Annotated in this window: 12 protein-coding genes, 1 tRNA gene, 1 riboswitch and 1 other annotated feature; of the genes, 10 read left to right on the top strand and 3 right to left on the bottom strand. The window is 49.0% G+C overall.

Going from position 1 to position 14,166, the window contains the following annotated elements; genetic code table 11:
- Position 1 precedes the first annotated feature (1 nt).
- The 6 genes from trpA (at position 2) to ACXADP_RS16345 (ending at position 6,025) form a co-directional block, all read left to right on the top strand.
- On the top strand, positions 2-805 hold the full coding sequence (gene trpA, locus ACXADP_RS16370) for a tryptophan synthase subunit alpha (RefSeq protein WP_474967643.1): 804 nt from the start codon (positions 2-4) through the stop codon (positions 803-805).
- A gap of 30 nt (positions 806-835) precedes the next feature.
- Positions 836-1,417 carry an anthranilate synthase component II gene (locus tag ACXADP_RS16365; protein WP_474971938.1) on the top strand — a complete coding sequence of 194 codons (582 nt, stop codon included), beginning with the start codon at positions 836-838 and terminating at the stop codon, positions 1,415-1,417.
- 360 nt (positions 1,418-1,777) lie between these two features.
- The gene (locus ACXADP_RS16360) at positions 1,778-3,190 is read left to right on the top strand and encodes a sodium:solute symporter family protein (protein WP_474971937.1); all 1,413 of its coding nucleotides are present in this window, start codon (positions 1,778-1,780) and stop codon (positions 3,188-3,190) included.
- A gap of 340 nt (positions 3,191-3,530) precedes the next feature.
- Positions 3,531-3,603, top strand: a tRNA-Ala gene (locus ACXADP_RS16355).
- A 125-nt stretch (positions 3,604-3,728) separates the two neighbouring features.
- Positions 3,729-4,973: an L-lactate MFS transporter gene (locus ACXADP_RS16350; RefSeq protein WP_474967646.1), complete on the top strand. Its 1,245-nt coding sequence runs from the start codon at positions 3,729-3,731 to the stop codon at positions 4,971-4,973.
- 98 nt (positions 4,974-5,071) lie between these two features.
- Positions 5,072-6,025: a bile acid:sodium symporter family protein gene (locus ACXADP_RS16345; RefSeq protein WP_474971936.1), complete on the top strand. Its 954-nt coding sequence runs from the start codon at positions 5,072-5,074 to the stop codon at positions 6,023-6,025.
- A 513-nt stretch (positions 6,026-6,538) separates the two neighbouring features.
- On the opposite strand, the gene queE is transcribed toward ACXADP_RS16345, so the two are convergent.
- The 3 genes from queE to queC are packed head-to-tail and all read right to left on the bottom strand — an operon-like array spanning position 6,539 to position 8,392.
- On the bottom strand, positions 6,539-7,267 hold the full coding sequence (gene queE, locus ACXADP_RS16340) for a 7-carboxy-7-deazaguanine synthase QueE (protein ID WP_474971935.1): 729 nt from the start codon (positions 7,265-7,267) through the stop codon (positions 6,539-6,541).
- Positions 7,260-7,727, bottom strand: coding sequence for a 6-carboxytetrahydropterin synthase QueD (gene queD, locus ACXADP_RS16335; protein ID WP_474967649.1), 468 nt, complete (start codon positions 7,725-7,727; stop codon positions 7,260-7,262). Before queD ends, queE begins: the two co-directional genes overlap by 8 nt.
- Positions 7,728-7,729: 2 nt before the next feature.
- Positions 7,730-8,392 (bottom strand): 7-cyano-7-deazaguanine synthase QueC, encoded by a 663-nt coding sequence (gene queC / locus ACXADP_RS16330; RefSeq protein WP_474967650.1) that lies wholly within the window; start codon positions 8,390-8,392, stop codon positions 7,730-7,732.
- Between the two features lie 85 nt (positions 8,393-8,477).
- A riboswitch (PreQ1 riboswitch) is annotated at positions 8,478-8,522 on the bottom strand.
- Between the two features lie 174 nt (positions 8,523-8,696).
- Here queC and ACXADP_RS16325 point away from each other — a divergent pair.
- The 4 genes from ACXADP_RS16325 (at position 8,697) to ACXADP_RS16310 (ending at position 14,146) form a co-directional block, all read left to right on the top strand.
- Positions 8,697-10,349: an L-lactate permease gene (locus ACXADP_RS16325; RefSeq protein ID WP_474972322.1), complete on the top strand. Its 1,653-nt coding sequence runs from the start codon at positions 8,697-8,699 to the stop codon at positions 10,347-10,349.
- A 130-nt stretch (positions 10,350-10,479) separates the two neighbouring features.
- Positions 10,480-10,700, top strand: a binding site (T-box leader).
- 54 nt (positions 10,701-10,754) lie between these two features.
- The gene (locus ACXADP_RS16320) at positions 10,755-11,987 is read left to right on the top strand and encodes an argininosuccinate synthase (RefSeq protein WP_474971934.1); all 1,233 of its coding nucleotides are present in this window, start codon (positions 10,755-10,757) and stop codon (positions 11,985-11,987) included.
- Complete coding sequence (gene argH, locus ACXADP_RS16315) at positions 11,980-13,356, top strand: argininosuccinate lyase (protein WP_474971933.1); 1,377 nt, start codon at positions 11,980-11,982, stop codon at positions 13,354-13,356. The genes ACXADP_RS16320 and argH overlap by 8 nt, the downstream gene beginning before the upstream one ends.
- A 442-nt stretch (positions 13,357-13,798) precedes the next feature.
- The gene (locus ACXADP_RS16310; protein WP_474971932.1) at positions 13,799-14,146 is read left to right on the top strand and encodes a hypothetical protein; all 348 of its coding nucleotides are present in this window, start codon (positions 13,799-13,801) and stop codon (positions 14,144-14,146) included.
- Positions 14,147-14,166: the final 20 nt, after the last annotated feature.

Genomic DNA, 14,166 nt, shown 5'->3' with positions numbered 1-14,166 from the left:
CATGCTGACGAAAACATCGTTTCAAGGGAAGCTTAACAAAACCGAGAACCTGTTCATCCCGTTCGTCGTAGCAGGAGATCCTTCTCCGGAATATACGATTGAATTTGCGCTGAGGCTGCAGGAGCAGGGAGCGGATGTTCTGGAACTCGGTGTTCCCTACTCCGACCCGCTTGCTGATGGACCGACGATCCAGCGCGCGGCCAAACGGGCGTTGAACGCCGGCATGTCTCTGAGAAAAGCGATCCAGCTTGTTCCGGAACTCCGCAGGCACGGAGTGGAGATTCCTGTTGTGATCTTCACGTACTACAACCCTGTGCTGCAGATCGGCCATCAGGACTTCTTCAACCTGCTTGAAGAAAACGGCGTGGAAGGCGTTTTGATTCCAGACCTTCCTTTTGAAGAGAGTGAAGAAGTGCGGAGCATGGCTGTTGAGAAGGATGTCGAATTCATCTCCCTCGTCGCGCCGAATTCAGATACACGTATCCAGCAGATCGCAGAACATGCCCGCGGGTTCCTGTATTGTGTATCCTCCCTTGGTGTGACCGGCGGAAGCAGCGGAATGTCCGCAGAAGCGTTAACCTTCATTAAAAAAGTGAAGGAGCACAGCCAGGTCCCTGTGGCAGTCGGATTTGGAATTTCTACGAATGAGGATGTGAAGCTTGTTCGTGAACATGCCGACGGTGTCATTATCGGCAGTAAGATCATCCGGCTTATCGAAGCGGAGCTTGAAGTTATAGAAAAAGGGCAGAAGGAAGAAGCCCTGGACAGCTTTACGAAAGGCATTCAGGAACTCGTCAGAGATTGAGATAGATCGAGCAGAGAGGAGATGAGCAGAGTGATTTATATGATTGACCACTATGATTCATTCACGTATAACCTCGTTCAGTACCTGGGCGAGCTAGGTAAAGAGGTCGTCGTCCGCAGAAACGACGAAGCATCAGTTGAAGAAATTGAACAGCTGGATCCGGAGCTGATATTCCTGTCACCCGGACCGTGCTCTCCGGATGAGACGGGGGTCACGCTTGAAGTCATCGATCATTTTAAAACGAAGACACCGATTTTCGGCGTCTGCCTGGGCCATCAGTCGATTGCCCAGGTATTTGGTGGCAACGTCATCCGGGCGGAACGCCTGATGCACGGCAAGTCCTCCCGCGTCTTTCATGATGGCCGCGGTATTTATGAGGGCTTGAATAATCCAATAGAAGCGATGCGTTATCACTCCCTGATTGTCGAACTGGATTCCCTTCCTGATTGTTTCGAAATCAGCTCCACCACCGTTGAAGGAGAAATCATGGGGATCCGCCATCTGGAATATCCGGTGGAAGGCGTGCAGTTCCACCCGGAATCCATCGGTACAAATGATGGTATGCAGCTTCTTAAAAATGTCATCGAACAACGGATGAAAGCTTTATTATAATAAAGAAGAAGACCGGTATGCCCATTCATACCGGTCTTCTTTTTTTAGGACTATAGAACTAATTTTACTACAAAATTCTGTCGCTCTTTTCCTTTTTTAACTGAACTTTCATAACAAAAAGACAACTTTTTGAGATGGTGCCCTTAACCTGCTTATCGAAGATTGTGAAAGATGAAACAAGCCCCAAAACGCCTGGAACTAACGCTTTTTTCCCAAGGTGTAATGCGTTTTCACAAATGCTGAAACTGTGTTAGGTTATAAAGTGTTGTGTTAGACGGGCAGTCACCGGCCGGTGGATAGATATTCATGTGCTCTAGGAAATCCAGCAGTAAAAAAACATCAGGAGATGATTTAGTCAGTATGGAATTGCAACAAGATCCAACTTTACTATGGTTTATTGCTATCTACGGGATTGTAATGATCGGCATCGGTGTAGTCATGTCGAAGAAAGTATCCGGAAGTGAGGACTTTGTCCTTGCCGGTAAAAGTCTCGGACCTTTTGTGCTTATGGGGACCCTCCTTGCTACGTGGACAGGAAGTGGAAGTATTTCCGGTGGGGAGACGTCGATGGCGTTCTCTTACGGTATTCTGCCTTCCTTGATGATGATGCTCCCAACGTTGGTCGGAATTATTATTCTTTATGTCGTCGCTCCTAAAATCCGGGCCTACGGGAAATTTACCGTCTCAGGAATTTTGGAAGCGAAATATGGACGAACGTCCCGAAACCTTGCGAGTGTTATTATCATCCTGGCCTATGTAGGGATTGTATCCTATCAGATGAAAGGCTTCGGCTTTATCTTGAATTTGACAACAGGGATGACCGTTCAGGCAGGAACAATCATCGGTGCAGGAATGATCATTTTCCTTGCGATGATCGGCGGACTTCGTTCGGTTTCCCAGACAGACGCCATCAGCGGCTTTTTGATGGTAGGTGGTTTAATCGTCACAGTTCCTACGATTATCATGGTCGCAGGCGGATGGAGTGAGATCGTCGCCAATGTGCCGGAAAGTCATATGACCTCTACAGGCGGACTGACAACCGTACAGATGATCGGTTATCTGCTGCCTTCCTTGTTCCTTCTGCTTGGTGACCAGAACATGTACCAGCGGCTTGCCTCATCCAAAGGGGACAAGTCAGCCAAACGAGCTCAAATCGGCTGGTTGATTGCGATGCTGATCATTTCACCATCTATTTCTATCATAGCCTTTGCCTCCCGTTCCTTATTCCCGGACATTGATCCCGGAATGGCCCTTATGGCTACAACCGTAGCTATGCCTATGGCCATCGGTGGCGTTCTTCTGGCAGCTGCCGCGTCCTTTATCATTACGACCGGAAATTCGTATCTTTTGTCGGCAGCGACCAACTTAACCTACGACTTGTACGGCAAGTATGTGAATAAAGACGCTTCCGATAAGAAGCTGCTCACGATGACGCGGATCTTTATCGTAGCCCTTGGATTGTTTGCTTTTATCATTATCAGCTATTTCCCAACCGTGCTGAGTGTGCAGATGTACGCTTATACCGTCTACGGTGCCGGATTGACGCCGGCCGTTCTCGCCGTTTTCTTCTGGAAACGCGTAAACGCAGCAGGTGGTGTATCTTCCATGGTTGCTGGTGTTGTCACAACGCTTGTATGGGAGATCGTCCTGCAGAAGCCGTTTGACGTCAATAGTGTCGTCATCGCGGTCCCTGTAGCCGTTCTCGTCCTCATTATTGTTACCCTTGTAACGTCTAATAAAGGAGAGGCTGCCGCAGACGTGCGTGCATCCTAATTCAAGAAGACCTTCTGATTGTAATCAGAAGGTCTTCTTGCTGTAGAAAAAAGTACAGCTTTTCGTAGGTCACGTGGTCACGTTCCGCTTATCGGTGGATGCCTGCCGCGGGCACGGCCTCAGCTAACTTGGGCAGGGAGATCACCTGCCCAAGTGGATCTTCGGCTCGCGCTGTTCCCGCAGGCGTCACCACCGAACGCTCCTCAAACCAACTATAGGCCATATGCGAACGGAAAGACCTTCTGATCTTAATCAGAAGGTCTTTTTTGAATTTTTTTGTCAAAAAGTATTGATAAAGAAATACGGACATGCTATTATCATACTTGTCTTCAATAAATACGGGGCATTAGCTCAGCTGGGAGAGCGCTACACTGGCAGTGTAGAGGTCAGCGGTTCGAGCCCGCTATGCTCCACTTATAAGGTACGATTAAAACCCTTCTTACTCAAAGTAAGAGGGGTTTTTTTGTTTGAAAATGTAGAATTTAGGAAAAAGACCTTTAATCTAACAAATTGGGGTGACAGCATGGGGAAAAGGAAAGTGAAAAACAGATGGCTCATCGCTTTATGTGCCGTCGGCATCCATATTTCCATCGGATCGGTGTATGCGTGGAGTAACTTTACAGGGCCGTTGAGTGAGGAATTCGGCTGGTCGGCCAGCCAGGTGCAGTTTACGTTCAGTGTCGCAATTTTATTTTTAGGTTTATCTGCTGCTTTTCTTGGCTGGTTTGTAGAAAAATACGGTCCGCGGGTGGCCGGTATAACGGCAGCGATTTTCTTCGGAATCGGTGTCGCGGGATCAGGGATTGCGGTACAGGCCGGATCGCTCTGGCTGCTGTACTTTTTTTATGGGGTTCTTGGTGGGATCGGTCTTGGAGTGGGCTATATCGCACCGGTATCCACGCTTGTTAAATGGTTCCCGGACCGTCGTGGACTGGCGACCGGCATGGCGATTATGGGCTTTGGCTTCGCCGCTGCCATTGCTAGTCCGCTGATGAACTTTTTTATCAATCAGACAGGTATTGCCGCAACTTTCTACATTCTCGGAATCTCCTACTTTGTCGTTATGATTGGTTCTTCCCTGTATCTGTCCCGACCGCCGGAGGACTGGGTTCCGGAGGGCTACGACCCGAAGGAACAGGAGTCTTCGGATAAACAGGACCTCGCTAATATGCGGGCGAAGGAAGCGGTCAAGACGAAGCGTTTTTATTACTTATGGGTAATGCTCTTCATCAATGTGACGTGCGGGATCGCCGTCATCTCCGCCGCCAAGCCGCTGCTTGAGGAAAGTGTCGGTGTAGCAGCTGGGACAGCGGCGACACTTGTGGGCGTGATGGGGATCTTTAACGGTCTCGGCCGGATTGGCTGGGCGAGTGCGTCCGACTATATCGGCCGTGGAAATACGTATTTAGCATTTTTCGTTCTGCAGATTGGTCTTTTCCTGATTGTGCCTTATACATCCATTACATGGGTGTTCGTCGTGGCGTTTTCGGTCATTTACACTTGCTACGGTGGAGGATTTGCAGCGATGCCGGCCTTTATCGGCGACTTGTTCGGAACGAAGGAGCTTGGTGCCATTCACGGGTACATTTTGACCGCATGGGCAGCTGCGGGACTTGCCGGTCCTGTGTTTGCAGCATGGATGAAAGATACGACAGGCAGTTATGAGAACAGCTTGATCTACTTTGCCGGGTTGTTTGTGATCGCCCTCGTCGTTTCCATCCTAACGAAGCGTGACGAAAAACAGAAACGCCAAGCGCTGAAGGAAGAATCGCGCACAGCGTAATAGAGAGGAAACCCGGGTCTCATTCTCTGGGTTTCCTTTTTTTAGTGGGAGGCGTAGAATGGGATTCATATATAGATAGATAAGGGGAGGAGAGCGGGATGATTCAAAGGTTGAACCGGCTGCTGCAGAAGCTGATGCCCTACCTCACACCTGCAGCTGTCGTTTTGGGTGTGATCTTCGCCAGGTGGCTTGAACCGCTTGTTTTTCTTGTACCATGGATCTTTGCTGTTATGACCTTTGCCGGCAGCCTTGGTTCCAATTTTACTGATTTGAAAAACGTGCTGCGTCATCCGTTCGGGTTAATCATCTGTCTTCTCGTTTTACATATACTCATGCCGGTCATCGCCCTTGGAACAGGAGCGTTATTTTTCAGCGGGGATGTGAACACAACCATCGGGCTTGTTTTATCCTTTGTCATTCCAACCGGGATAACGTCGCTGATCTGGGTATCGATCTATAAAGGAAACGTCGTGCTGACGCTGTCGATTATTCTGGTGGACACGATGCTTGCTCCGTTTATCGTTCCGGTCGTTATGAAGCTCCTCGTCGGAAATGCGGTGGAAATGGATGCGCTGTCGATTATGATGGGGCTGCTCTGGATGATTGTGATCCCGTCCATAGCCGGGATGTGTGTGAACCAGTGGGGAAAAAGGGAATGGACGGAGCGTTTGGAGAGGAACCTGGCTCCCACAACCAAACTTGGCATTGCTTCTGTCGTGATGATCAACAGTTCAGCGGTCGCTCCTTACTTGAAGGAAATGAACGGGAAGCTGGCAGCGACAGCGCTGACGGTGTTCCTTCTGGCTGTCCTGGCTTACACGCTCGGCTTCTGGTCAGCAAAGCTTGCGAAGCTTGAGAACGAGAGTATCCTATCGCTCACGTTCAACAGCGGTATGCGCAACATAAGTGGAGGAGCCGTTATCGCGATTACCTATTTTCCCGCAGCGGCCGCTGTGCCAGTCATCGTCGGAATGCTGTTTCAGCAGGTGCTCGCTTCGTTTGCCGGGAAATTTTTCGAAAAGCGGGCGGTACGGGTGAAAGAGGCCGGTTAATCGATATCATGCAGATTTGGCTGATATATCCGGAAAAATGTTGATATCTCACCAATATGGATCGATCTATTCAAGAAACGACCGATATATCGATCTGATTGACCTGGGAACACGAAAAAAGCTACCGCTTCGTCAGGAGACTACTGAAAAACTCCTTCCTATCAAGAGAAGGGGGTAAAGGTGGTTATTGCTTCTCACGAATCGCTTGTCGATGGATGTTTGCCGCGGGCACGGCCTCAGCTGACTTGGTCAAGAAGATCATTGGACCAAGTGGATCTTCGGCTCGCGCTGTTTCCGCAGGCGTCACCATCGAACGCTCATCGTGGAATCAACGGTGTCCCACCTAAAAAGAGTGATTTTCTTTAATTTATAAATCAAAGAAAATCACTCTTTTTTCTTATACGATGAAAAGAATACATGAAAGTGAGGGATTCCATGTTAGATCGTCAATCATCCATACCTTTCACAAATCCTCAGTTTTTCAGTGGCCTTCTTCGTTAGCGGACGCTTGTTTTATACACCACGTTTGTTTCCCCAGACGAGGGCGTGCACCTGTGGCAGCACGCGTACATGATTCAAGTTTTTCGAGGCCGTCACCTTGTCAATCAGCCATTCATACTGGTCAAGCAGGTGAGAGGCAAGGCTGCCTGGTTTCTCTTCTACAAGGTCATCATTGCCGACTTGTAAAAAGAAAGGAACGTCCGGGTAACGCTGATGCACGGTTTCCGCATACGTCAGATCCTCATCGTTAAAAATAACGACCTTCAGACTGACATGCGAGGAGCGCCCCTGCTCATGAAGCCTCTGGATGATGTCATCGAGCACGTCCCAGTTTGTCGTCATCAGCGAGCTCGGCGGTTTTGGTGAAATCGTTAAATCATCAATGTCCACAAACCAGTCCTGCCACCGGCTTCCCTGCGTTTCTAGGGCCACTTCAATGCCGCGTTCATGCAGCGGCTGAATAAGCTCATGCAGGTTTTTCAAAAGGGCGGGGTTTCCACCGGAGATGGTGACGTGATCGAATCGGTCGCCGCCTTCTTCTACCAGTCTGTCGATGATGTTATCGGCTGTCAGGCGTTCGATATCCTCTTTGGCACTGCCATCCCACGTGAAGGCGGAGTCGCACCAGGCGCAGCTGTAATCACAGCCGGCTGTCCGGACGAACATCGTTTTCCGGCCGACGACCATTCCTTCGCCTTGTATGGTCGGTCCGAATATTTCGAGTACAGGGAACTTATGCATCGTTCATCCACTCCCGTCGGGCTTCCGCGTAGCTTGTCGGTGTTTCATACAGCTTTACAAATTCAACGCGGTAATCATTGGGGTAGGAACGAAGCGACTCCTGCATTTGTTCATAAATCCAGACGACCATGTTCTCTGCCGTTGTATTCATCTGCGGAAGCGTATCGTTCAAGTACCTGTGATCGAGGTGGACTTCAATTTCGTCCTTCCAGATTTTCTTGATATCACCGAAGTCGATCACAAGGCCGATCTCATCGGTATAGCCACTGATGCCGAAGATAACTTTGTACGTATGTCCATGCAGGTTTTTGCACTTGCCTTCATAACAGTGGAGGTGGTGGGCGGCGTCAAAGGTGAATTCCTTGCTCACCATCACCCGTTTCTGGTGGTATTTCAACTCATGCCGCTTAATATCTTCATCGATTTTCTGCAGGTTTTCCACGATCGTAAATCCGTACATCGTTACGCCTCCTTCCGCTCAGATAAATAGTTTTCCAAACCCTGTCTGCGCAGGTCGCAGGCGGGACATTCTCCACAACCGTCTCCGCGTACACCGTTATAGCAGGTGAGGGTTTTTTCGCGTACGTAGGAAAAGGCGTTCAGGTCATCGGCCATTTTCCACGTCTGCGCTTTATCCAGCCACATGAGCGGGGTATGGATGACGAATTCATCGTCCATCGACAGGTTCAGGGAAACGTTCAGTGATTTAACGAACACATCGCGGCAGTCGGGATACCCGCTGAAGTCCGTTTCGCATACACCAGTAATAATGTGCTTGGCACCAATCTGACGAGCGAGAATCGTAGCGAAAGATAGGAATAGAAGGTTTCTTCCTGGGACGAATGTGGAAGGAAGCTCTCCGTCTTCTCCGTCTTTAACGTCGATATCGTCCCGGGTCAGCGCGTTTGGGGCAAGCTGATTCAACAGCGACATGTCGAGGACGTGCTGACGGACACCCAGGTCTCCGGCGATCTCCTCTGCCACTTCGATTTCCTGTTTATGACGCTGATTATAGTCAAAAGTGACCACTTCCACGTGATCAAACTGTTCTAAAGCCCAGAAAAGGCAGGTCGTGCTGTCTTGTCCGCCGCTGAACACGACGACGGCTTTCTTGTTTTTTTCCATAAAAAAATTCTCCTTTCAATCATGAAAAAGAGAATTCTACACACCCAAAACCATAAAAAAACCGCACCTAAGGCAAGGTACAGTTCCATCCTTAGTTTTTTATAGAGGGTGTCGCTAGAACCTCTCCTGCTTATTCAGCAGATTTTATGAAACTATCTGCCATTGTATCACATCTCTACGAAGGGAAACAGAAATTTCTGAGATTCCTAATGAGTATATTGTGAAATGTTTCACAAAGTGGTCACTCTCTTTTCCATCCTTTTCCGATATAATGAAAGTATCAAGAGGTAAGGGTGTGGGTAGGATGACATTTCTTCAACTAATCACGGCACTGATGCCGGTGGCTGCCGTCTTTATTCTATTGGTCTTATTCCGTTTTCCGGCGGTGCGTGCCATGCCGGTCAGTCTCCTTGTCGTTGCTTTATCCGCCGTCTTCATTTGGAAGGTGCCTTTGATCAGGGCGGCTGCGGCCTCCCTTGAAGGCATCATGATTGCCGTGTCTATATTATGGATTGTATTTGGCGCGGTGCTTCTTTTGAATACTTTGAAAAACAGTGGCGCACTCGGAGTGATTCGTACCGGTTTTTCCGGGATTACGAGTGACCGCAGGGTTCAGCTGATTATCATCGCCTGGCTGTTCGGGTCCTTCATTGAAGGGGCGGCCGGATTTGGAACGCCTGCCGCGATTGCTGCGCCTTTACTCCTGACACTCGGATTTCCGGCGCTCGCTGCCGTCTCTCTTGCTTTGATCGCGGACAGCAGTGCAGTATCCTTTGGAGCTGTGGGGACACCGTTGATTGTAGGAGTGGACCAGGGATTGAGACAGGGGGAAGCGGTGGCCGAACCCGTCCGGCAGGCCCTTGGGAGTCAGACATTAACACAATTTGTATATGAGGTCGCTCAATCTGCCGTTCTGATGGACTTGTTTATCGGCAGCTTTATCCCCCTTGTGCTCGTATTGATTCTTACGAAGCTCTTTGGTGAAAACCGCTCCTTAAGAGAAGGTCTTGAAATCTGGAAATTTGCCCTTTTTGCCGGGGTAAGCTTTACGCTTCCCGCTTTACTTGTCGTTCATCTGCTTGGACCGGAATTTCCGTCCATCATCGGCGGCCTTGTCGGCTTGGCACTCGTCGTTCCGGCAGCTAAAAAAGGGTTCCTTCTTCCGGATGAACCCTGGGATTTCGGAAAAAGGGAGGAAGATGAAGCGGTGGAGGAAATCAGCGCCAACGCTGTCACCATGCCTTTATACAAAGCATGGGTTCCTTATATCGTTGTTGCTGTCCTGCTCGTTCTGACCCGGGTGAATGTTCTTCCTCTGAAAAGCTGGCTGACCTCTGTGTCTGTTACATGGAACGATATTTTAGGAACAGGCATCACAACTTCTTTTCAGCCCTTCTATCTGCCTGGAACGATTTTTGCCGTTGCTGTCTTGTTCACTATTTTTTATCACAGGATGAGAAGGAAAGAAGTACTGGAAACATTGAAAACGTCCGCGCATACCATGGTGGGGAGTGCTGTAGCCCTGGGCACAGCGGTTCCGATGGTGCGGATCTTCATCAATTCCGGCGTGAACGACGCAGGCCTTGCCAGTATGCCGATGGAGCTTGCCGAGATTGTTTCTGCTTCTGTTGGAGAAGCGTGGCCGCTGGCCGCTCCTGTAATCGGTGCGCTCGGTTCTTTCATATCCGGCAGTGCGACATTCAGCAATATGATGTTTTCTTTATTCCAATTCAGCGTAGCGGATCAGATCCAGGTCGCTCCGCAGCAGGTAACGGCTCTGCAAGTGCTCGGTTCCAATGCGGGTAACATGGTGTGCATCCTCAATGTTGTGGCCGCTGCCTCTGTCGTAAACCTCGTCGGTGAAGAAGGAACAATCATCCGTTTGACGATGATTCCGATGCTCCTCTATGTAGTCATGGCGGGTGTAATCGGTATGGCGGCTGTCTATCTATTTTAATCCCCATGTCGATTTGAAAACGGTCCACCAGAAGGCGGGCCGTTTTCAAAGAATAAAAGTAAAGTTTTTCAGATTTGCTTGTTGACTTCCTCTGTATATTTTGTATAATTATAAACAATAAATAATAAAAATACATTCGAAGACGAAGAAAGTACGTATGGATGCTGGTCTTACAGCGAGTCGGGGTTGGTGGAAGCCTGATGGCCATTCATAGGGAAACGCACTTCCGAGAAGTTTGGTGAACGCGAGTAGCCGGAACCGGGATCCCCCGTTATCAGTATTGAGCTGGTCTATGTTTCATAGACAATGAGAGTGGCACCGCGGATGTGAACGATAAAATCCGTCTCTTACGATTAGTAGGAGACGGGTTTTTTAATGGACAAAAATATGAAGGAGGACGTTATAATGACAAAACCAAAGGTTGTATTAGCATATTCTGGTGGATTGGATACTTCGATTTCTGTGAAATGGATCCAGGAGAAGTACGGCTATGATGTGATTGCACTCGGGCTTGATGTTGGAGAAGGGAAGGACCTTGAGGCCATCCGTCAGAAAGCGCTGGATGTCGGAGCAATTAAGGCCATCATGGTCAATGCCAAAGAAATCCTTGCTGAGGAATATTTGATGCCTGCCTTGAAAGCCAACGCCTTGTATGAAGGTAAATATCCGTTATCTTCTGCCTTGTCCCGTCCACTTATTTCCAAACTTCTCGTAGAGGTTGCAGAACAGGAAGGAGCAGTGGCAGTCGCTCACGGTTGTACAGGAAAAGGGAACGACCAGGTTCGTTTTGAAGTTTCCATCCAGGCGCTGAATCCGGAGCTTGAAGTCATTGCTCCTGTCAGAGAGTGGGGAATGACTCGTGATGAGCAGATCGTTTACGCAGAGGAAAAAGGGATTCCGATTCCTGTAAATCTGGAAAATCCGTTTTCCATCGATGCCAACATTTGGGGCCGTGCCTGCGAAGCCGGCGTCCTGGAGGATCCATGGCAGGAAGCACCGGAAGCGGCTTACGCTTGGACCAATCCGCTTGAAAAAACACCGGATACACCGGAAATCCTTGATATCGATTTCAAAGAAGGTAAGCCGGTCGCTTTGAACGGGGAAGCGATGGACATTGTGCCATTGATTGAAAAGCTGAATGATGTCGGCGGTCTGCATGGGGTCGGAAGAATCGATCATACCGAAAACCGCTTAGTCGGGATCAAATCAAGAGAAGTGTATGAAAACCCGGCCGCCATGATTTTGATCAATGCCCATAAAGAACTGGAATTCCTTACCCTGACCCGTGAAGTATCCCAGTATAAAACGAATGTGGATCAGCAGCTGTCCAAAATGATTTATGATGGTCTCTGGTATTCTCCGCTTCAGCCGGCCTTGTCCGCCTTTGTGGAAACAACCCAGCAGGTGGTCACGGGAACGGTGAAAGTGAAATTGTTTAAAGGCCATGCGATTGTCATCGGCAAGAAGTCACCGGTCAGCCTTTACAATGAAGAGTTGTCCACGTATTCCAAGGAAGATGCTTTTGATCACAACGCAGCCGTCGGTTTCATCAAGCTGTGGGGACTGCCGACAAAAGTCCACGCGGATGTGCATAAAAAGAAGCTGATCGATCAGGCAGCGGTGAAGGTCAATGAGTAAACTGTGGGGCGGACGCTTTACAAAACCAACCAATCAGCTGGTCGAAGAGTATACCTCTTCGATCGGCTTTGATCAAAAGCTGGCCCTCCAGGATATCAAAGGAAGCCTCGCTCACGTGGAGATGCTCGCCCACTGTGACATCATTTCCAATGAAGAGAAAAACCAGATCATCCGCGGGCTTCACACGATCCAGGGGAAAATCGAAAACGAGGATGTGGAATATTCCGTAGCGGATGAAGACATTCATATGAACATCGAAAAGCTATTAATAGAAGAAATCGGTCCTGTCGGGGGCAAGCTCCACACCGGAAGAAGCCGGAATGATCAAGTCGCCACGGATATGCACCTGTACCTCCGTGAGAAAACGGAGGCGATCATTGAGCTTGTGGAAAATGTCCAGACAGCGCTGCTGAAGCAGGCCGAGGGAAACGTGGAAACGATTCTTCCAGGCTATACCCATCTGCAGCGGGCCCAGCCCATTTCGTTTGCCCACCATGTGCTCGCCTACTTCTGGATGTTTGAACGTGACAAAGACCGTCTGCAGGACAGCTTGAAGCGGATCAACTGGTCTCCCCTTGGAGCTGCAGCGCTTGCCGGAACGCCTTACCCGATCGACAGACAGATGAGTGCGGATCTCCTCGGGTTTGAAAAGGTATATCCAAACTCTCTGGATGCGGTGAGCGATCGTGACTTTATTCTCGAATTTCTGTCGATTTCATCAATTATGATTACGCACATTTCCCGCCTTTCTGAAGAATTGATTTTATGGAGCAGCGAAGAATTCAACTTTGTTGAGCTTGATGATGAATTCTGTACCGGTTCAAGCATTATGCCTCAGAAGAAAAACCCGGACGTACCCGAGCTTCTCCGTGGAAAAACGGGACGTATTTATGGAAACCTGATGGGGCTGCTGACCCTTTTGAAAGGGCTGCCGCTCGCCTATAACAAAGATATGCAGGAGGATAAGGAGGGCATGTTCGACACGGTCGATACTTTGGAAGGGGCACTGGCGCTGCTTGCTCCTATGCTGGATTCAATGGAAGTGAAGGCAGGGGAAATGAAAAAAGCAGTGAAAGAGGATTACTCCAATGCCACTGACATTGCCGATTATCTGGCTGTCAAAGGCATGCCGTTCCGTCAGGCTCATGAAGTGATCGGAAAGATCGTGTTGTACGCCATTCAGGAAGGACGCTATCTTCTGGATCTTTCCATAGAGGAATACCAGCAGTTTTCCGAGTTGTTCGAAGCGGATATTTATGACAAGCTCGCTCCGGAACACGTGGTCGCTGCAAGGAACAGTGAAGGCGGCACCGGCTTTGAACAGGTTCATGTTCAAATTAAAACGGCAAAAGAGCACCTCTACGAATAAGAGGTGCTCAGCCTGTAGAGCACATTTTTGTTTTCAAAGTGTTGTACTTGTGCACATTTTGAATCCTATTGAAAAAAGCTGTCGAAGACTTTTTCGGCAGCCTTTTTTGATGGACTTCAGGGCTCCAGTTTTTTCTCCTGTGATGATGCATGATGCATAGAGGGTTTTCTGTTCATCATTCGATCAGGTTACGAAGAGTGTTCGGTGGTGACGCCTGCGGGAACAGCACGGGCTGAAGATCCACTTGGTCAAGTGATCTTTTTGACCAAGTTAGCTGAAGCCGTGCCCGCGGCAAGCATCCACCGATAAACGGCTCGTGACCATTCACAACGACATAGGGCCGCTTGTCGAGATGACAGGTGCTCTTTTTGTATGGAGGTTTGAAAGGGTTTGCTTAAGGATAATATATCCATACCAACTATATTAAGAGAGGAAGAAAACGATGTCTAAAACCGTTCAAGCTTATTTCCAGACAGAAAATGATGCCGAAAGCGCTAAAGCCGATCTGCAGTCGTTGTCCGTTCAACAGGAAATGGTGGAGGCCATTCCGGAAGATGCGGACCTGACCCCGGTTGTCCCTGTAGCAGGCTCTGCCAATACAGGCGGCGGGACATTCAATTTCACAGAGGTCATCACTCCAAAGCACGATCGTGAGGAAGCCTTATCTGACAAAAGGCATTTGACCCATGTGCTCCACTTCTCCGTGAAGGAAGAAGAATATGAACGGGCCGTTGCGGTCATTAAAGATCATAATGGACATATGAATCGAAACGATTTTGATGATGAGTAAATCCCGTGCGGGGACGTTCC

It is taken from the genome of Halobacillus sp. AWH4_228, from assembly GCF_056158365.1.
Note: the sequence above shows the minus strand (reverse complement) of the source record. Positions and strands in the feature narration are given on the sequence as shown.